At 44.9% G+C, this 20,240-nt stretch carries 14 protein-coding genes; 3 read left to right on the forward strand and 11 right to left on the reverse strand.

Annotated elements, in window-relative coordinates; genetic code table 11:
- Complete coding sequence (locus tag SIO70_RS22295) at positions 1 to 3,048, reverse strand: type VI secretion system tip protein VgrG (RefSeq protein WP_320574455.1); 3,048 nt, start codon at positions 3,046 to 3,048, stop codon at positions 1 to 3.
- Positions 3,049 to 3,202: 154 nt separating this feature from the next.
- On the opposite strand from SIO70_RS22295, the gene SIO70_RS22300 reads away from it, so the two are divergent.
- Together SIO70_RS22300 and SIO70_RS22305 are read left to right on the forward strand one after the other, a co-directional pair.
- Entirely contained in the window at positions 3,203 to 3,829 is a 627-nt protein-coding gene (locus tag SIO70_RS22300) for an ABC transporter ATP-binding protein (protein ID WP_320574456.1), read from the forward strand.
- Entirely contained in the window at positions 3,830 to 4,927 is a 1,098-nt protein-coding gene (locus tag SIO70_RS22305; RefSeq protein WP_320574457.1) for a hypothetical protein, read from the forward strand.
- 22 nt (positions 4,928 to 4,949) lie between these two features.
- Here the strand turns inward: SIO70_RS22305 and SIO70_RS22310 are convergent, their stop codons facing one another.
- Positions 4,950 to 6,257, reverse strand: a complete 1,308-nt coding sequence (locus SIO70_RS22310; RefSeq protein ID WP_320574458.1) for a RagB/SusD family nutrient uptake outer membrane protein — start codon at positions 6,255 to 6,257, stop codon at positions 4,950 to 4,952.
- Between the two features lie 22 nt (positions 6,258 to 6,279).
- Positions 6,280 to 9,276, reverse strand: a complete 2,997-nt coding sequence (locus SIO70_RS22315) for a SusC/RagA family TonB-linked outer membrane protein (RefSeq protein ID WP_320574459.1) — start codon at positions 9,274 to 9,276, stop codon at positions 6,280 to 6,282.
- Between the two features lie 535 nt (positions 9,277 to 9,811).
- Here SIO70_RS22315 and SIO70_RS22320 point away from each other — a divergent pair.
- Positions 9,812 to 10,357, forward strand: a complete 546-nt coding sequence (locus SIO70_RS22320) for a hypothetical protein (protein WP_320574460.1) — start codon at positions 9,812 to 9,814, stop codon at positions 10,355 to 10,357.
- Positions 10,358 to 10,498: 141 nt separating this feature from the next.
- On the opposite strand, the gene SIO70_RS22325 is transcribed toward SIO70_RS22320, so the two are convergent.
- From SIO70_RS22325 to SIO70_RS22360, 8 genes are all read right to left on the reverse strand, one after another.
- The gene (locus SIO70_RS22325; protein WP_320574461.1) at positions 10,499 to 11,569 is read right to left on the reverse strand and encodes a DUF2167 domain-containing protein; all 1,071 of its coding nucleotides are present in this window, start codon (positions 11,567 to 11,569) and stop codon (positions 10,499 to 10,501) included.
- Positions 11,570 to 11,831: 262 nt separating this feature from the next.
- On the reverse strand, positions 11,832 to 12,617 hold the full coding sequence (pflA, locus tag SIO70_RS22330; RefSeq protein WP_320574462.1) for a pyruvate formate-lyase-activating protein: 786 nt from the start codon (positions 12,615 to 12,617) through the stop codon (positions 11,832 to 11,834).
- 88 nt (positions 12,618 to 12,705) lie between these two features.
- Positions 12,706 to 14,940 (reverse strand): formate C-acetyltransferase, encoded by a 2,235-nt coding sequence (gene pflB / locus SIO70_RS22335; RefSeq protein ID WP_320574463.1) that lies wholly within the window; start codon positions 14,938 to 14,940, stop codon positions 12,706 to 12,708.
- 148 nt (positions 14,941 to 15,088) lie between these two features.
- The gene (locus tag SIO70_RS22340) at positions 15,089 to 15,859 is read right to left on the reverse strand and encodes a hypothetical protein (protein ID WP_320574464.1); all 771 of its coding nucleotides are present in this window, start codon (positions 15,857 to 15,859) and stop codon (positions 15,089 to 15,091) included.
- A gap of 213 nt (positions 15,860 to 16,072) precedes the next feature.
- Positions 16,073 to 16,912, reverse strand: a complete 840-nt coding sequence (locus SIO70_RS22345; RefSeq protein WP_320574465.1) for a VOC family protein — start codon at positions 16,910 to 16,912, stop codon at positions 16,073 to 16,075.
- A 224-nt stretch (positions 16,913 to 17,136) separates the two neighbouring features.
- Entirely contained in the window at positions 17,137 to 17,547 is a 411-nt protein-coding gene (locus SIO70_RS22350; protein ID WP_320574466.1) for a hypothetical protein, read from the reverse strand.
- A gap of 285 nt (positions 17,548 to 17,832) precedes the next feature.
- Positions 17,833 to 19,089 (reverse strand): amidohydrolase family protein, encoded by a 1,257-nt coding sequence (locus tag SIO70_RS22355; protein ID WP_320574467.1) that lies wholly within the window; start codon positions 19,087 to 19,089, stop codon positions 17,833 to 17,835.
- 353 nt (positions 19,090 to 19,442) lie between these two features.
- Complete coding sequence (locus SIO70_RS22360; RefSeq protein WP_320574468.1) at positions 19,443 to 20,213, reverse strand: DUF5995 family protein; 771 nt, start codon at positions 20,211 to 20,213, stop codon at positions 19,443 to 19,445.
- Between the last annotated feature and the right edge of the window lie 27 nt (positions 20,214 to 20,240).

Here is a 20,240-nt window from a genome sequence, read left to right on the forward strand (position 1 = left end):
TTATTCTTTTCCAACATTCGCTCTCACCTTCTCCCACTGCCACTTCCAGGTACTGATGCGCGCCTTGCCATATTGGTGCGAATAGTCCATGATATTCTCCGTTTCACCAATCTTGAACACATGGCTGCCACTATTGTCAAACGTGTGATACAGCCCCATCGCATGTAGCAATTCGTGGGTGGTGGTAGCGGTATTATGGGTATTGAAGAGCACTACACTCTTGGCCACTATATCTTTAGCGCCGCCATTCAGGCCCTGGTAATTGCTGCCTGCCATATACCCGCCTTCTTCATCAAAGAAGAATACTTTGTAATAATCTTTGTAAGTAGCATGCTTTGCATTGAAAGCCGTTTCCAGTGAATCGTGGATCTGCTTACCTCCCGGGTAAGCATTCACAGCAGTGGAACCGGAAGCCGTAGTCAATGCATTCGTTTTGATAGCTGCATCTGCCGTCATATCCAGTTCTTCTTCTACCAGGTTCAATAAAATTAGACCCTGGTTCATGTATTTTTCCAGGAAAGCCTTTTCTCCGGTGGTCTTACCAGTATTAACACTTGTACCAAATCTGGTCTTCACTTTCACAAAGACCACATTTGCTTTATAACGTACTTTGTTTTTGACTACAATCAATTTTCCGGCCAGCTTAGGCGTATCCAATGTACCATCTGCTTTCTTTGTATAAGCCATCACTTTTATTTCCTGGTCAGTATCTGATTCTTTCAAACATTCGACTGTCAGTTCCAGTTTATGACTACCCTTACTTTTCGGTGTGATTTCCTTTTTATCGCATTTGATAAACTCATCCTTGAATTCCAGCGCTATTTTTTCCGGCTCTTCATCTACTTCCACCAGTACCTGCACAGTAGCTTTCGTATTGTTATAACTCTTACCACCAGGGAATAAGCATAACCATGACTGGTAATATTCCGCCGTTGTTTTACCATCCGCTTCCTTCTTCCATGGAATGAGGGCCGGACTGTAACGGGTGGTTTTCAGTGTATTGAATTTGGCATCGCTTTGTGTAAACACAGCGCCCGACTGGGTAGCATAGACACTGCCATAGCTACCTACAATCTTTTTATATTCTACATCACCTACAATGCTGGTATCTTTGATACGCAACCAGTCAAAACCATACTCACCTGTCCACCCGCTTTTTGGGCGGAAACTTACGATCACTTTAGCCGGAATTTCCGGTTTTGCTGTTTCGTAAGTATCTGCTTTATTATAGTGTTTATTGCCCTGCTCACCTTTCATGTGCAGCTCACCTTTACTATTTGCCAGTATCTTCTCATCGCTGTGCAGCATGATCTGACTCTGGCCTGCGGCATAGAGCTGCCGGGCTTCTATCTTAATTTCATCTTTTGAATTGAACAGCGCTTTGCCTGCCTGCATGTGCAGGAAGTCTGCAATCATCTGCGTCATGAGTGGCGTATTCACGGCCATTGCTTTCATCACATTCATGAGCAGCTGTCCGCCTACGTTCATCTCCATTTGCTCCCCCACGTTGATGTTCATGTTGCGGGCATTCAGCGTCATATTCTCTGGCGCAGTGATTTCGATGCTGGATGTGCTGGTGTTGAGATAAATGACATTACTGTTCTTGTCAGTAATAGTAATGCTTTCACTCCCCTCCGTATCGTCCAGCCGAATGACATGGCCACTGCGGGTTTTGATCACCTTCAGGTTATTTTGCGCATCACCAAAACCAGTCTTTGCCGTACCATTGTAGGTGGTACCAGTTACAAAGGGGGCTTCAGGATTACCACCTTCAAAGTCTACCCATACCTCCTCCCCTTTTTCAGGCATGAAGTAAATACCTTTGTCCGAACCGCTATGTGCATTCAGCACACGTATCCAGGGGGTAGTACCGCTATCCTGCCAGCGAAAACGTACCTGTACACGGCCCAGGCCTTTGGGGTCATGGTTCTCAATGACGGTGGCGCTTTGTGGCTCGCAATATGGAATGGCATGCACGTCAATGTACGGCATAGCCGTATCCGCAGGAATGGCCTCAAATGTATTTACATACAAACCATTATCCGTACAGGAATGTTGCAAGGAAGTAATGAGGAATTGACCATGATCTTCGGTAGAGAGAAAGTTTTCTCTTACAGTAATCAAATCCCCGATCCTTAAAGACGTTTCATTGGAGCGGCCTTTTATCACCACCATGCTGGCGGCTTTGCCTTTATACTGCAGGGTAGTCAGATCGTCTACCTGCGACTGGGCACTGCTGCTAAAGCCATAGTTCATTTTGTACAGCGAGGGTTTGCTATATAGTTGTTTGCTCACCTCCTGCATATGGGTGCTGTATTGGTTCGTACCACTGGCTGCCTGTGATTGCGTGTCATTGCTCACCACAGATGCCTGGCGGTAGTCATAGCCATTCAGTTTTAAGTTGTTTGGCTTTACATCCAGTGCCAGGTCAAAATCCAGTAAATTCACCTGGTGGATCAATTCAGTTTGCCGGTTTTTGTACTGCCCGAAAATGAGTTGTTGACCGTCGTAAAAGAACCATTCACCATAGCGTGCCGCGAGGCGGGACACAAAGGTGTAAGCGGTTTCCTTGTACTGAACGATGTACTTGAGCGACGCTGTGTTATTGGGTTTGACCGACAGCGGCGGCATGAGTGGCCCACCTGATTTCAGCACAGTATCAATGATGTCGCTGAGCGGACGGCGCTCAAATGTAGCGATGTGGGGATCGTTTTCCAGCAGGATGTCGGGACTGAAACCTCTGATCACACAGAAACCGTTAGTACCATCGTTTTCCTTGCCGGCATTGATACCGGTAACGATGCCATCAAAAATCAATGGCTGAGCAGTGCTCAATGGATCCGCGGGTTTGATGGTGATTTTAATTTCTTTGCCAAGAAAGTTCTTGCTGGCGTTGAACAGACCTTTTCCTAACTTGTTCAACCAATCGTAACTAATGAGAATTTCAAATGAATGATGTCCTCTGATTTGCTGGTACAGATTGAGTGAATGAAATGAGGAAAACAGGTTCCCATCAATGGAGAATGAAGTTTGGGTATGTAAAGACATGGTTAAGGGTTAAAAAATCAAGGTGAATATACGAAAAAATATTAATTGCGAATAGATGGGCCCTACCTGCGGTCAGCAAATTTTATCCAAAAAATATTGTTAAAAAACAGCAGAGGTCTCATCATCCATCAATAATTTTTATATATTGATAGCTATGCTTCAGCTCACAAATGTTCGCAAAGCCTATCAGGGAAAAGTAATCCTCAATATACCTTCCCTCCTGCTGGATCCCGGCATCTATTGGATACAGGGCGCCAATGGGTCAGGCAAATCCACGTTATTAAAAATCATTGCCGGCATGGTGCCTTTTGAAGGAGATATCACCCTCAAAGGCAGCAGTCTCAGGCATGCACCCCTCCTTTACAGGCAACATATAGGCTGGGCTGCAGCCGAACCGCTCTTTCCTCCTTTTATGACAGGCATGGACCTCGTGATCCTGTACCAGCGGATCAGGAAAGTACCACAATCCGAAATCGATCGCCTCATAGAACGTTTTAATGTCGGTAACTTCATCCAGGGACAAGCCTCCGCATATTCCGCAGGGATGACCAAACGATTGTCACTGCTACTGGCCTTCATCGGCAATCCTGCTCTTATCATACTGGATGAACCATTGACAACACTGGATACAAATTCATTTACACTCATCTCTGATCTCATACTGGAATTCAACCAGAAAGCCGGCACTTCATTTTTAATGAGCTCACACCAGGACCTGGATACCAGTTTATTAAATGCACAGCGGGCACTCACAGTTATCAACCAAAGCATCGTACAATAAATGACAAGATATCTACTCCGCTCATTGGTTTCACCCTTCTTCAGAGAGAATGGCGGGTTGATCATTTTCATTTACACCATGACGGTGTTTATTGTCAACTCCCAATCTGGCGCAGGCGTGTATGAATATCATTTATTCCTGGTACTGGGTACTTTCAAACATGCGGGTATGATGGGCATGGTGTTTTTACTTTGGTTCCTGTATACGAGAAAGTTTACGGCCTTTGTGGTCACGGAAATATATAAACCCGAAAATATGTTCCTGCATGTATTTAATTACCTTAGTAAAAAAAGGCAGACAGGATTACTATTCATGGCCACTTTATTATTGATGATACCAGTGTGGGCGTATGTGATCTTTATAGTAAGAACGGGTATTCAATATGGTTATATCGGTAGTGTATGCCTGGTGATCGGTTATTTATTATTGCTGTGCTTACTCTCCGCGCTCTGGTTGGGAAACAGGCTAAGACTCATTGCAGAAGGGAAAGCGCCGGTATTGAAATCCTTTAAATTCACCTCTATGACAGGGATGCTTTTGCGATACATAGCTACGAAACAACTTGTTACATGGGCAGGATTAAAGATCTTCACCTGTGGCCTGCTATACCTCATTGCTGTCAATAATTCAATGAAATATTATGATGGACAAACCATCTTTATTGTAATAAGCTTAGGTATTTTAGGCAATGGCATATTGGTATACAGATGCAGGGAATTTGAAGATGTGTATTTGAATTTTTACAGAACAATGCCTGTATCACAAAGTATGCGATTCCTTGAATACGCATTACTGGATTTTATATTGATCATCCCCGAGGTATTGTTAATAGTACTGTTAGTACCCAAACACATGCCGCTGACCGATGCCGTTACCTTTTGTTTATGCGGGTATAGCAGTATGTTGCTGATGACGAGTCTCACCTACTTCAGACATTTTACAAAATCACAGTTCTATAAGATCCTGTCAGTCGTACTTTGTGTACAGTATATTTTTTTATTGACAGTAGGCTTACCGGCCCTTTATATTGCACTTACATTGACCGCCATCGCGCTGTTAAGGTGGAGATATTATAAATATGAAACGCTTCTGCCTTAAAAAAACAGAAGCGTTTCTATTATTATTGATTGCTTTCGCTTTGTGGTAATGGGAAATGACTCCACACATTATCATCCGCTCTGTCTACAGGAAGTGTATTCAACAATCCATATCTTCTTATATCAACCCACCTGTGCCCTTCCATAAACAGGGAATACCGCCTGTTGTATAACAATTCCATCGTCAATGCAGCACTGGTCACAGGACCTGCATATGCTGGCAAATTGTGGGCTGTACGTATACGGTTCAGGGCCACTATCGCATTCGGAAAGTTATTTGTTTGAATATTAGCTTCTGCATAGATCAAAATCAGTTCTTCATTGCGAATAATGCTCACAGGCGCATTCAGTGAATTCCAGGCAATCACATCCCTGTTGCCCGTCAATCCATTCTGACTGGCAGATGAATTACGTACCTGTGTCTTATTGATCCGATCATCACCCGGCACGATGTCATTGGCATAAGAAGGATGCGCTATCCGCACTTCCCCATTACTATTTGGTGCGATATACATAGTGTTGGATACATCGCCCCCATTGGTAGAGAAAAAATGCCATACACCTGTCGAAAGATCCCCATCCAGGTCAAAGAACGATTCATTCAATGCAGTCAGCGCTTCCACCCATTGCTTGCGATATAAATGCACCCTTGCGGCCAGTGCCCTGTTGAATTTCAACAATCCCGCCGCATCCGAAAATCCTGCAAAACCACCTGACAAAGGAAAGATAATATCTGCCCCCGTAAGGTCCGCCTTTCCATCATCCAGGAACTTCAAAACAGAATCCAATACAATACCCGGATCTGTGATCACCGGTCCCTGTGCTGCGCCATTGGCCACTGGAATGCGGGCGCCACTTGAATCCGTCATATTGATATTGAGCAATAACTGGTAACCTATTAAGGTCTTTGCATATCCGGAAAATCCTTTCTTCTGCGCATCACTTGCTACAGATCCGCTGGTATGACTAATGGCTTCCAAAAGAATAAAACACTGCCGCATCACCTGGTAACGGGAAGCCCATGGATTGGTCAGGTAGAAAGTATTATTGTCCAATACCTTTGTACCACCACCCAACAAATCTGTTGTATAGCGGGGTTCTGAACTGGAAAAGCGATAGACTTCACGACCGATAATCCCTTCTGCATCCAGGTAAAAATTGATACTGGTACGCATACCCGATTCAGCACCGGTAGCGAGATTAAATAAGTCACTTCGGGTTGGATTGCCTGTTACACCACCCACCACCGGCGTATTCAGACTGTTTATTTCCCCCTTCTGACAGGCATTCAGCAATATCAGCATGCAAAGGGCTATTATGTTGTGTTTCATGTGTCAATGTTTTTTTTAAGGATCAGAAATCTACACCAATATGGAAGCTGGCTCTCTTCGATGCAGGGAAAGGCATTACATCCACCCCTGTGGATAAACCATTGCTACCACGGCTGGAAGAAGTGCTGATGGTATTACTACCAAAATTGGATACTTCCGGATCATACCCTACATAATGGGTCCAGGTAAAGAAATTGTTCGCTGATACACCCAGCCGGATACCGGAAATGGTTTTAGTATTTTTTAACGGCACATTGTAATACAAACCTATTTCGCGGATGCGCACATAACTGGCATCCTGCACATAAATACTGGCATCGCCGGCACCTAAGCGGTATACCCCTGCTTTCTGCCCATTGATGATATCATCATAATCGAAGGAGGTCGCACCGGCATCGGTAAGCAACTGGGTCAGGTTGATATTATCCCCGCCTTTCTTCCAATGCAGCAGGAAACGCAGTGACCAGTTTTTAAACACCGTCACTTCATTGTAGAAGCTCATCTGGAATTTAGGTTCTGAGTTCCCGATCAGTTTCAGGTCACTACCCACCGTACCTTTGATCTGTGTGGCGGGCTGTCCTTCTTCGAGGTAGAATGTACCGAGTGAGTTACCAAATGCACCAATCGCATACGGAGGAATTACCAGTCTGGTAACCTTGCTGCGGTTATACCACCAGTTGATAGACGAAGTCCATTTAATATTTGCCTTATTGACAGGCACCAGGTTCAATCCTATTTCCACACCCTGATTTTTCAGGTCGCCACTGTTTTTCCATTCAGCGCTGTAACCGGAAGATGCCGCCAGCGAGTGACGCAGCAGTACGTCCTGGATTCTTTTGTTGTAATAAGTTGCTTCCAGGCTAATACGGCCATTCAGCATACTGATGTCCAAACCGGTTTCAAACTCTTCCTGTCTTTCAGGTTTGATATCAGGATTTCCCTGCAGGTTATCGACCAATACACCGGGCAGCCCATCGATATTACTACCCAGCATGCCGGTGAACTTACTGCTGTAAGGCGGTACATTGCCTGACTGTCCATAGGCAGCCCTGATCTTGAGATTATCGACATTATCGACTGACCATCCTTTCAATTTGGTGAAGTTGAAAGAGAAAGCACCTTTCGGAAATGCATAGTACTTTTTGTATTCACCATTATTGGTAGAACGGTCAAAACGTACACCACCACTTAATGTGATGGCTTCTATCAGGGAGAGGTCTTCCTGTATGAAAACACCATTGTCCCTGAATTTGGAGCGAAACTGGCGGGTAGCGGTATTGGCACTGGCATCGACATTGCTCTGACCAGCTACGATATTGGTAGCCACCGTCACGATGTTATCAAAATACCCGGTTTCCAATGTGGCGCCTACAGTACTCGTCAGACTGATAGCCGGTGTTGGCGTAAAAGTATTGGCGAGGAAACCACCGAGGTTGGTATTGAGGTTATTGGTATTGCCCTGGATGGAATGTCCCTGTTTTGAATTTTCTTCAAACTGCAGGTCACGGGGAAAGAGGGCCATTGTTTTATAATTGAAAAAGTCCACCCCACCCCGACCAATAAACCGGGTATGAGAATGCTCGCTTTGTTGCAGGTGCACTTCCAGGTTACCTCCACCTACAAAACGGTTGGTGGTTTCATTGTTCGTCATCTTATCGCGGGTTTCCAGCGGGTTGGAAGCGGCGAAAGGATTGCGGGGATATTCGCCCAAAGCATTGGGATGAAGGTCCACAAAATCTGGGGTAGAAGACAGCGCTACGCCATAGCTGACGCCATTGTTATCATTGTTGGTCAGGCCCCTGTCTGCAGAGGAATAGATATAGTTAGTCGTGACACCGAGCGAAACCCGGTCACTGAGTTTATAGTCAATATTGAGGCGAACGGAGTTGTTAAAATAACCGGTACCTTTTACAATCCCCTCTTCCTGGCGGCGATTGCCGGAGAGGTAGAAAGTAGTCTTGTCTCCACCACCGCTGATGGCGAGATTGGTGTTCAGCACCTGCCCTTTCTGGCCAAACATTTCCTTTTCATAATCGAAGATCTTACCGGCGCTTTGGGCATCGGTAAATTGCGTTTTATAGGCTTCTCTTTTGGCGATTACAGCAGGATCAGTATTGTCCGCACTCCCGGCAAGATCGGCCGCCGTTTCGGCTGTAAATGGCCTTACACCCATCAGGTGTCGCACCTTCACCAAGCCGGCTTCCTGGTTGAGGCTCACTTTTGTTTTGCCAGCCCGTCCTTTTTTGGTGGTAATGATCACTACCCCGGCAGCGGCTTTGGCACCATACATGGCGGCGGCGGAAGCGCCTTTCAGGATTTCAATATTTTCAATATCGGTGGGACTCAGGTCTGCAATACGGCTGGAGGGGTTATCCTGGTTATTGGGGTTGCCGGCAGTAGCGGCGCCGGTAACGTCATTGAGGCCGGCAGGGATACTGCTGTTATTAAAGAAGATACCATCTACGACATACAGCGGTTGTGAGTTGCCGAATACCGAGGTAATACCTCTGAGTTTGACGGTGAAACCACCACCGGGGGCACCGGAATTGGCAGAGATCAAAGCGCCCGGGACCTTGCCACTGAGGGCGGCGTCGAAGGTCTGTGCGGGGGACACACCACTGAGTTGATTGGCAGAGATAGTGGCGACGGCATTCGCAAGATTACTTCGTTTGATGCTGGTAGCGGCGCCGGTCACCACAACTTCATCGAGGTGAGCAAGGTCTTCTTCCAGGGTCAGGTTGAGGATAGCCTGGTTGTTGGTGAGGCGGATAGTTTGGGTTTTGTACCCGGTATAGCTGATCACTAACGTAGAGGCACCGGCGGGAACGGCGATGGAAAATTTACCGCTGGCGTCGGTCATGCTGCCCCTGCTGGTATTGGTTACCCGGATGGTTACACCGGGTACTGCCTGACCGGTTTTCGCATCTCTTATTTGTCCGGTCACATTTTGCTGCGCGAATAATGCATAAGTAGCGCATAGGCATAACAGTAGCAGCAAGCTAAATTTTTGCAAAAGCATAGCTTGAAGGGTTTAGAGTGTGAGTTGAAATTTGACTGGTTACAGACTACAAAATTTTGGTTATTAAAAGCTGTCGTGGTTCCTGCTAAATGGGTTCAACACGGTTTCGGGGGCGCAGGTGATTATTACTCAGGCATCAGATCGATGCGGCAGATTACGGATTTTTTCAGGGTTTTCGTTTTTTTTATTTGGAGGGATGGGGTTATTTTTTATAAAGTAAGTATTAATACTCTGTAGAATGGGCTGTCTCAAAACTTCGAGACGGCCTATTTTTATTCGGGTACCTACCTGATGGAGAAATTTTTCGTACATGAAATTTTCAGCGCCTTCCGGCAACTTGTGATACATCCTCTTTGTCTATAGTGGACCTTCGATGCTGTTACATCACCATAAGTACATTATAAGGACACTTGTATATCAATTTGATATTGAGGTGAAGAATAAGTGATGTATTAGTACTCATTTGGTATTATAGTTACACTATAGTTCCACCGTATGTAGTAACATTGTTCCTGTAACCTCAAAATTGTTTGTTATGGCACTTGTAAAAGACAACATACTCCTCCAACTCGTGCGGGGAACCCTCGGCGATCAACTCACGATTTACGAACGGAACGGACAGATAATAATGGCGAAGAAGCGCGGTCCGTCAAAGAAAAAGCCGACGAAAAAACAGCTGGAAGCAAGGTATAAGATGACAATAGCGGCGGCTTATGCGCAGTCGATCCTGAAGGATCCGGAGTTAAAGGCTTATTATAAGTCAAAGGCTGGACCTGGGCAGAATGCTTATAATATGGCGGTGAAAGATGCTTTCAGATCGCCTGAGATTCAGCATATCAGGTTTGAAGAGACAGATGTGGTGGTGACTGCGAAAGATGAATTCCGGGTCGTGGATGTGGATGTACGGGTACATGATGCGGCGGGTACGATGCTGGAAAGAGGCAAGGCAGTGTTGGGCCGGAATGGGGTAGATTGGTATTATAAAGCAGCGGTGTTGCCTGCAGGAGGCAAGGTTGTAGTAGTGGCGGTAGATTTGCCGGGGAATGAAACGTTGAGGGAGTTGGTGATTGCGGGGGGATAGAGTGAAATGAGAAGCCGCCTCATATTGGTAATGAGACGGCTTTGTATGTAACTATTAAAGATTGGGACGGTGTTGTTGGAGGATGATTTAGAGGGCTTGGCTTTCAGGTTCCTGGTTTTCCGGGTTCTGCTTCTCAGTATCCTACTTTTCAGAATCCAGTTTTCCGGGTTCCTGATTTTCTGATTCCTGCTGCCCTGGATCCTTCATTTCGTGGCCCTGAATATCCGATTCCAGCTGCTCGTCTTCTTGTTTTTCGGCTTCTTGTTTTTCGGCTTCTTCTATTGCTGGTATCTCTTTAGAGTTTTTCTCTTTTTTACCCGTAAATAACTTTCGGATAAAACCACCTACAGCAATAAATCCTAAAAGAATAAATTTCCAGAAAGCAGCACCAAATTTAACAAGAAGGGCAAAGAAACCTACCTTGGCAAGCACTTTGCCAGCGATCAGACCACCAATAGTATAAGCAGCTACCTTATCGATTTTTGGATCAAAATCCTTGTAAGCATTACCACTAGTAAACTTCGCCATTTGCAACACTTTATCTATATCAGCTTTTACCAGCGGTAATTCATTCATAGTACATATTGCATTCATAGAAAGCACCCCATCACGACCTAATATCCTGATTTCGTAGTTCAGTGTATGAGGCGTGTCTTCTCCGAATTTAATTTCTCTGGCCCAGTGGAGCACTTTGTTTTCCTTGTCGTAAAAGGGAGATTGTGCCCAGCCCATCATATGAATTGGCTGGTAACCATTCTTTACTCTTTCCGTATTTGCTGCCACTTCTTCCTTTTGAATATCTTTCAGCAGGTCGTCATAATTGATCTTTGAGGCATCATAGTCCTTTACATAACCGATGTTTTCATATCGCACCACAAAAGCATAGCTGGTAGAATCAAAGGCATCAGCATTAGCAGGGAAAATCATCCCCAGGATATCATCTGACACTGAAGGCGGGTTGCCCCACAAATCGGTCAGAATATACTTGCTCTGTGCTGCATTCAGGAATTTAAAGCCCGCAGGTACATTGATATCAGCCTTACCGCCGGACAAGTGAATCAAACCAGATTCCCACTTTTCCGATTGCTTTACTGAGTCTACGAATTTGCTGTATTGTTTTTCAGCCATGACAATCGAATCGTCCACAGGAGTGGCCGCTTTCAGGCCCAGCGCAAGTAGGAGCACGCTGGCCAGGTAAAGGAATTTTCGCATATAGAGGTATAAATTAAAGATTGTAAAAGTGGGAATAATTTTGATGTATCCGTAATATATTGGACGAAAAATGGGTTTCAGAGGATGGATTTAATCTTGTAACCTATGGATGTTAAAGGTGCGTATTGGAGTTACTTACGCAAGTATCGTTTTGACGGGTAAACAAAAAAAGCATACAGTTAGCAATTAACCGATGCCTTCATTTTATTATTAGAAAATCATTTTCCTGAATAGAAGAAACCTTCTCCTGCTACCGTAGGCGTTATTTCAGCACTACATTATTAAAGTACTTATTAAATATATGTACAGCTGTCTTTTTACCCTCGAGTGTAGGCCCCTCTATACCTTTCAATGGGTAATTCATTTTCAGCAATTCCCATTTATGGCTGCCTAACTGATGAAAAGGAATGATCTCTACCCTATCCACTGTTTTATATCTTGTAAAATGCTTGGCCCATTCTTCCAGGTACTCTACCTGGTCTGTCCATCCGGGAACCAATACATACCTCAACCACATCCGCTTACCAGTAGATTCACGGTAGGCAGCAAGGTCCAGTGTATTCCGGTTACTCAGGCCGGTAAGTTTATGATGCCATTCATCATTGATATGTTTTACATCAAGCAGTAACAGGTCAGTATGTTCCATTAATTCATGGGTAGCCTCATCATTCAGACGGCCATTGGAATCCAGGCAGGTATTGATTCCTATCTCATGGAGCGCTTTAAAAAAGGTAGTGATCTTATTGCGTTGCAACAGGGGCTCCCCTCCTGAAACGGTGACGCCGCCATCCTTTCCAAAATAAGTGCGCTGCCGGTCTGCTCTTTTCACCAATTCGTCAATGCCAATCAACATGCCACCTTTTACATCAAGTGTATCAGGGTTCTGGCAGTAAACGCAGCGGAACTGGCATCCCTGTACAAATACAACCATTCGAACGCCTGGTCCGTCGTGAGTGCCAAATGTTTCAAGAGAGTGAATACGCAAATGTTCCGGATCATCGAGGTTTAGCGCGGCAGCCTCGAGGTCCTGTAAAGGAAAGTACAACATAGTCTAAAAAAGGAAGGTCGATAGAAGGCAGAGACAAAACAGCGGACTGCAGATGCAATCCGCTGTTGTCTTACTTAGTCCCAATTGATCACATACTCTCGTGGAAAGTACGTGTTATCACTTCAAGCTGATGCGCCCTGGATAAGCGCACGAAGTTTACAGCATAGCCGGATACACGGATGGTGAGCTGAGGATAATTCTCAGGATGCTCGTAAGCGTCCATCAATGTTTCGCGGTTCAGCACATTTACATTCAGGTGATGCGCCATTTTGTTAAAGTAGCCATTCATGGTAGTCACCAGGTTATTAATCTGTTCGTCTCTTGTATCACCCAGTGATTTAGGGATCATAGAGAACGTGTTAGAAATACCATCCTGTGCATCTTTGTAATCCAGTTTACAAACAGAGTTGAGAGATGCGATTGCACCGCTACAATCTCTTCCGTGCATTGGATTGGCGCCGGGCGCGAAGGCTTCGCCTTTCTTACGTCCGTCAGGAGTCGCACCTGTGTTGCTACCGTACATTACGTTACTTGTAATGGTCAGCAGAGACAGGGTCGGTGTAGAATTCTTGTAGGTAGCATGCTTGCGCAGCTCTGTGATGAAGAAGTGAGTGATTTCTTTTGCAATGTTATCTACTCTGTCATCATCGTTACCATATTTAGGATATTCTCCTTCAATTTTATAGTCTACGGTCAGGCCACGATCATCCCTGATCGGAGTCACCTTCGCATATTTGATAGCGGAGAGGGAGTCTGCTATGATGGAAATACCGGCAGCACCATATGCAATGTCGATATGAGGATCTGTATCTACCAGAGACATCTGGGCTCTTTCATAATAATATTTATCATGCATGTAGTGGATGATAAACATTGCTTTGGCATACACTCTCGCCAGTTCTGCCAAAGTTTGTTTGAACACACCCAAAACCTGGTTGTATTCCAGCGGACCATCGGCCAGCACAGGAATGTTCTTGATCACTTCCAGACCATCGATTTCTTCTTTACCGGCATTCAGGGCAATCAGTAATGCCTTAGGCAGGTTTGCTCTTGCACCAAAGTGCTGGATAGATTTACCGATTTCCTGGTAGGATACGCAACAAGCGATACCATAGTCATCAGAACCACGGGTACCTCTCATCAGGTCATCGTTTTCGTACTGGATAGAAGAAGTATCGATAGATACCTGTGCACAGAAGCGTTTGAAACCTTCTGGCAGACTGTCAGCCCACAGTACAGTCAGATTTGGTTCTGGTGAAGAACCCAGGTTGTACAGGGTCTGCAGGAAACGGAAAGAAGTCTTGGTTACTTTAGTACGACCATCGTGCAGTGTACCACCGAGTGCTTCAGTTACCCAGGTAGGGTCACCACCAAAGATCTCGTCGTAGCTACCAGGACGCAAGTGACGTACCAGTCTCAGTTTCATTACGAACTGGTCGATGATTTCCTGTGCTTCTTCTTCATTGATCAATCCAGCCTGTAGGTCTCTTTCAATAAATACATCCAGGAAGGAGGATACATTACCCAAAGACATTGCAGCACCATCCTGTTCTTTTACAGCAGCCAGGTAAGCAAAGTACACCCATTGTACAGCTTCGCGGGCATTTTCTGCAGGGCGGGCTACATCACAACCATAGGCAGCAGCCATGGTGATCATGTCTTTCAGCGCACTGATCTGGGCATTGATCTCTTCACGCAGACGCACTTTGTGTTCAGTCATTTCACCACCCACCTTGTTCAGGTCAGCTTTCTTGAATTTAATCAGCTGATCAGCACCATACAGCGCCAGGCGGCGGAAGTCGCCAATGATACGACCACGTGCATAGTTGTCTGGTAAGCCAGTCAGTACGTGTTTGGAGCGGAATGCCCTGATTTCGCTGTCATAGGCATTGAACACACCTTCATTATGGTTTTTAGCATAATTGAAAATGTCGATCACTCTTGAAGATACTGTCAGTCCTTTTTCTTTCACAGCGGATTCAACCAGCTTGATACCGCCAAAAGGCTTCATCGCACGTTTTAAAAGTTGATCAGTTTGCAGGCCAACAATAATTTCATCCTCCTTTTTAATATAGCCCGGCGCAAAGGCGGTCATATTGGAGATGGTTTCTGTGTCAATGGCCAGAACGCCATTGTTCGCTCTTTCTTTGAGCAATTCTTTTTTAACGGTATCCCACAAGCGGTTAGTTCTTGCAGAAATACCTGACAGGAATGAAGCATCACCCTGGTAAGGTCTGATGTTTTTTACAACGAAATCATATACGTTCATTGTAGTATTCCAATCACCTGATTTGAAGGGAACAGCGGTCACATCTTTTATCATATCCTTGAATTTTATTTATTCTCTAGATAATGATACAAAGTTAATCCCCGCGCGGGTGGATATTTGTGTTCGTCGTCAGTCTATATAGTGATTATAGTTGTGGATGAGAATTAATTGTAGGTGATTGTAGGTGAAAATATAGGTGTGATTATAAATTTGAATGTGTGGATGGTTGTGGATGTGAGGATGGTTGTGGATGTTCTCTTTTCCACTTGGTAGCGAAGTAGGCACCCCAGCCTTTGATATATTCGTAAAACTGGTATTCGTTTTCGAAGTCCAGGAGCATCTCGTAACTAGGCCGGTAGGCGACCATGAAGGAATCCAGAACGGGCGATTCCAGTCCGGTGAGGCGCTTTACAAGCGGCATATTAAAGCGGTGAGTAATGTATTTATCCTGTTCAATAGCAATTAGTTGGTCGCGGAAATGCTCCATTCTTTTTGCTTTTCGCCAGCTTAAGAGGAGGTCGAGGTTTACGCCTACGCCACCCATGCCGGTGGCGATATATTCGCGGGAATAATCGAATACCTTGCGGTACTCCTGTCTGAATTCGGCGGAGTCCTGTTTGTAGCTTTTTTGCTGTACTACTACGGTAGGGAGTACTTTGATATCTACATGTAATCCCACATCAAAGGGTCGGTTTACGTTCAATTCCTTTACGGGGAATTTCATGGTTACCTTGCCCTGGTAGGAAAAACTCAGGGAATCTTTGAGGTTGATGCGGATGGTGTAATGCCCCATGGAATCAGTGGCCGTACCGCCACCGGCGGAATTTATTACGCTCACGCCTGCCATGCCATAGCGTTCCGTACGTTCATACACGGTACCTTTGACCTGCACTACCTGGGCAAAGGTCAGCGATCGGATGGCGATCATGGTAATCAGTAATGCAAATGATTTGTGTAGAATTGAAATACTCATCTGGAAGGCAAACTAATACAGATGAGAAAAACAAACAAGTGGATGTTAAATATTAACAAACAATTGTATAAGAAACCCCGCGATGGGACGCGGGGTTGGGGGTTTTAGAAGGCGAAAAAAAGTTTTTTGGATCAGGCGGATTGATCAGCGGTTTGAACATAACCAAAGGCCGGTTTGATCGTGAGTCCGATTTGATCACCGCCCCTATTTTGATCAGGCGTTCTCCAATTCTGTATAGATGAGCTTCTTCATCTTCATCAATGCCCCCATCACATGCTGGAACTTACCTGGATTCTTCATCCATTCACCCAGTTTATCAGGAACGATCTGCCAGCTGATACCATATTTATCGACCAGCCAGCCGCAGGCCACCTCATGGCCGCCATTGGCGATCAGGCCATCCCAATATTTGTCAATTTCTGCCTGATCTTTACAGTTTACCACCAGGGAAATGGCGTCAACAAAGCCAAATCCATGTTCGGCAGAGCTATCCATGGCCATGGCCACGAAGTTCTTGATTTTGAACTGAGCGTGCTTTACATAATTGGTATTGTCCTCTCCTTCGTTGTATTTCAGAATACCCTGAATATCATTTTCAGGGAATAAACCGGTATAGAAGTGCAATGCCTCTTCTGCTTTGCCGGCATTAGTACCGGTGAACATCAGGGTGGGGCAGAATTTCTGGTTCATATCGTTTTTGCCACCGGTATACAGCTGCCAGGAGATGCCAAATTTATCCTGCACCCAGGCGTATTTGGAACTCCAGGGGTAGGTATCCAATGGCATGAGGGCGCTGCCGCCGGTGATCAGTTTTAGGTAATAGGCTTCTGTTTCCTGTTCATTTTCACACAATACCATGAAGGAAATGGATGGATTGGGGGTGGATGAAGGCCCGTCATTGAGTAACATAAATTGCTGACCGCTCAGATTGAGCGTGATTACGATTGGGTTGGAGGTGGTAATGGCGCCGTCTCCAAAAGTGTCTAAGTAAAAGTCAGCCGCTTCCGCAATTTTGCCTTTGATGGTGAGGCAAGGATAGATGGAATTGTTCATGATGATCAATTATGTTATTAATAAGTAATTTTTGCGATACAACATTTTGGAGAGCTGTTTTGCCATGTCCTTTTTAATAATGGGAGCTGTATTGCCTTATAGCTTTTTAAAGCGCTGTTCTGCCATGCCCTATTTAATGACGGAGCTGTATTGCCTTATAGCTTTTTAAAGTGCTGTTCTGCCATGCCCTATTTAATGACGGAGCTATTTTGCCTTACCGCTTTTTAAAACGCCATTTTTACCATACAACGACAAAGGTTCATCCCCATATACCATTCAATACAGAAGCCCGCAGGGTCAATGCTGCCATCGTGAATTAATTGCTGGAAAGCATTGCCAATGGCAGGAATGTCTTTCATAAAATCATGAACGTCGATGAACAGGTACGCTCCTTTTGAGATCACTTTGGTTTCCAGGTTATGCTTAGAGAACTCACCGGGGTGCAGTTCCGCAGCCGCAGCCTTGTAAAGAATACGACCATCTCCGGATGGCCAGGAAAGCCCGAAATATTTCCTTTTTTCGTCGAAAGGAACAAGGCTATGTAAGGTCTCATGGGCCTGCTTTACTCCTTCGGGGAACGAGCTGGCAGTGACACAATAGACAAGTATATCGCTTTGTAAAGTCGTTGTTTCCATACAGTAAACATACGATCATTAAAAACAGTTCACAGGGGGTGAAAAAGACAATTAACAGGTAAAATGCGACATCATGACACTGCCGCCGGAAGAATATAAAAAACTGCTTTCCGACAGGTGAAAAGCACGGAAAAGGGGTAAAATGGGATATCCCGACGTAGATTTGGCGAGACCAGGGATGCTCATTTTACAACTGATGAATGGCATGATTGCCGGGTAAACCTGAAAACTGACTTAGATTCTGTAAGACCAGGGATGCTCCCTTCACAACAAAGAAAGGTATAATTACCGGGTAATATCCAACACCATCACCCCATTCTGCATCACCATGGCAACCTGCTTCACAGCCTCAATATCTACCGCCGGGTCTCCCTTTACGGCAACCAGATCAGCCACATAACCGGCCCTGATATTTCCCAGCAGTGGCAACCCAAATACACTCGCATTGACAGCTGTAGCAGCATGTAGTACATCAATAGGTTTCATGCCATATTCTACCATTAGCAACATCTCACGACTATTATCACCATGGGCAAATACGCCTACATCCCCGCCCATACAAATAGTAACACCCGCCTTCATCGCATCATTGAATATCCTGTGCTTTTGCTTTATAGCAACCGTTTCAGGATCTATGCCTTTTCGCCAGCCTTTATAACTGGCAATAGATTCAGTAGCAGAAAGTGTAGGACACAATGCAATCCCTTTCTCTTTCATCAACCTGAATAATTCCGGCGTTCCCCCATCCCCATGTTCAATAGAACGCACACCCGCCTCTATAGCGCGGCGCATCCCCTCTTCAGTGCCGGAATGTACCACTACATACCGACCACTACTACCAGCTACTTCTACCGCCAGCTTGAGTTCAGTAACCGTAAACGTAGGTGCAGGTGTTTTATTCAACCCCCATCGGTAATCTGCATATAATTTGATCACATCAGCGCCATGGCCAATCTGAGATCGAATGGCTTTTGTAAGACCATCCATGCCATCAGCTTCTTCAGCGCCAAGCGGAATATCACCATTGTATCCTTTAGGCCCATAACTACCAGTGGCAACAATAGCACGGGTAGCAACGATTAAACGGGGACCTGGAATGATACCTTTATTAATCGCCTCTTTCAAACCAGCATCATCATACATCGCCCCTTCCGTACCCAGATCCCGTGCAGTAGTGAACCCCGCCATGAGCGTAGCCCTGGCATGCACTACGGCACGAGCCGTACGTTCCGCACCTGATTCAGTGAGCACCTGATCATTCCAGCTCGTTTCATTATAAGGATGCAAGAAAAGATGTGAATGGCCTTCTATCAGCCCAGGCATGAGGGTCATGCCTTTCAGGTCAATAACGGTTGCTTTTTCAGGCACCTGGATGATGGCAGGATCGCCTGCAGCCACGATCTGGCTATCCCTCACCATTACCCACCAGTTAGCATGCATAACAGTGCCGTCAAATACGCGATCCGGTTTGAAAAGGTAGGTGGACTGGGCATTGACAGATATATTGAATAGAAGGAAAAAAGCAAAAACGACGTATCTCATATTCATTCTTTGGCTTACACATTAGCCGGTAATACCGACAGCAGCAAGGAAAAAATAACAAATATTATTCTAATAATATAATGCTCTGCTTTTTAAAGTGATTGGCTTTTAAATGATCCCCGCCAAAATGCGATTCCATTTTTAAAGAGTATTCCTCCTTTAAAATGATTTCTTTCTTAATGCGATTCCCACTTTAAAGAGTTTCCCGCCTTTAAAATGATTTCTTCCTGAATGCGATTCCTCTTTAAAGAGTTTCCCTATTTAAACTAATTCCTTCCTGAATGCGATTTCTCTTTAAAGAGTTTCCCTATTTAAAATGATTCCCTCCTTTTAAAAGAGTGATCCCCTCATTATCACCGCACCTTAATATACATTTTTTGATAATTCCTTAGGATATTGGTAATCTTAGAAGGATTTTTCAGCTCAAATAAATGGATAAAAAACACTGTTATTTTGATAAAGCCTTTGGTGGTGACAATACTCCCACCCAGTTTATGGATATCCTGATCTCTGGAAGCAATCGTATTCCCACTATTATACAAATCCTCTGCAAAGCACCATGCGCCATCTCTCGCATTACTTAGCGCAAATTGGATTAACAATGAATTATTGCCTGAATGTTTGCCTAGTAAAGACAGTAATGGGGATATTCTATTTAGCTCGTTGATCACTTCATAACTCAAGGCCGCGAGAATAGTATTAATACTATTAAAATCCTGGTGAATCAACTGTAAAGGGGTATTATATTCTTTCGCTATCTCCACTACAGCTACGCCAAGATCAAGATTAATATGCGCATTCATACCTAACAGTAAGTGTTGCAAAACCAATACAGATCTCTTTTGTAGTTGCTCAAATGCCACTTGCCATGATAAGGATACACTGGCTTTATTCTTCGCCGTCCAAGCATCATAAGCCGCAATGTAACGATTGGCAAAGACCACATCCAGTCTTTCCATTCTCGGTCCATTTTGAAACTCTCCTGCTGCAATTCCTTCTTTTACACGACATGTGACTTTGTGGTATAAGGCGGCGAAATAGCCGGCCCTGTTATCTGTGGTGATAGATGTTGCGATGATCTCCTCTAACCGGGAAATTACTTCGTCAATAGTTTGCGCGGGCATGTTTTGGGGTTTGATAGCTACTAAGAT

Source organism: Chitinophaga sancti (assembly GCF_034087045.1).
Classification (GTDB): Bacteria; Bacteroidota; Bacteroidia; order Chitinophagales; family Chitinophagaceae; genus Chitinophaga; species Chitinophaga sancti_B.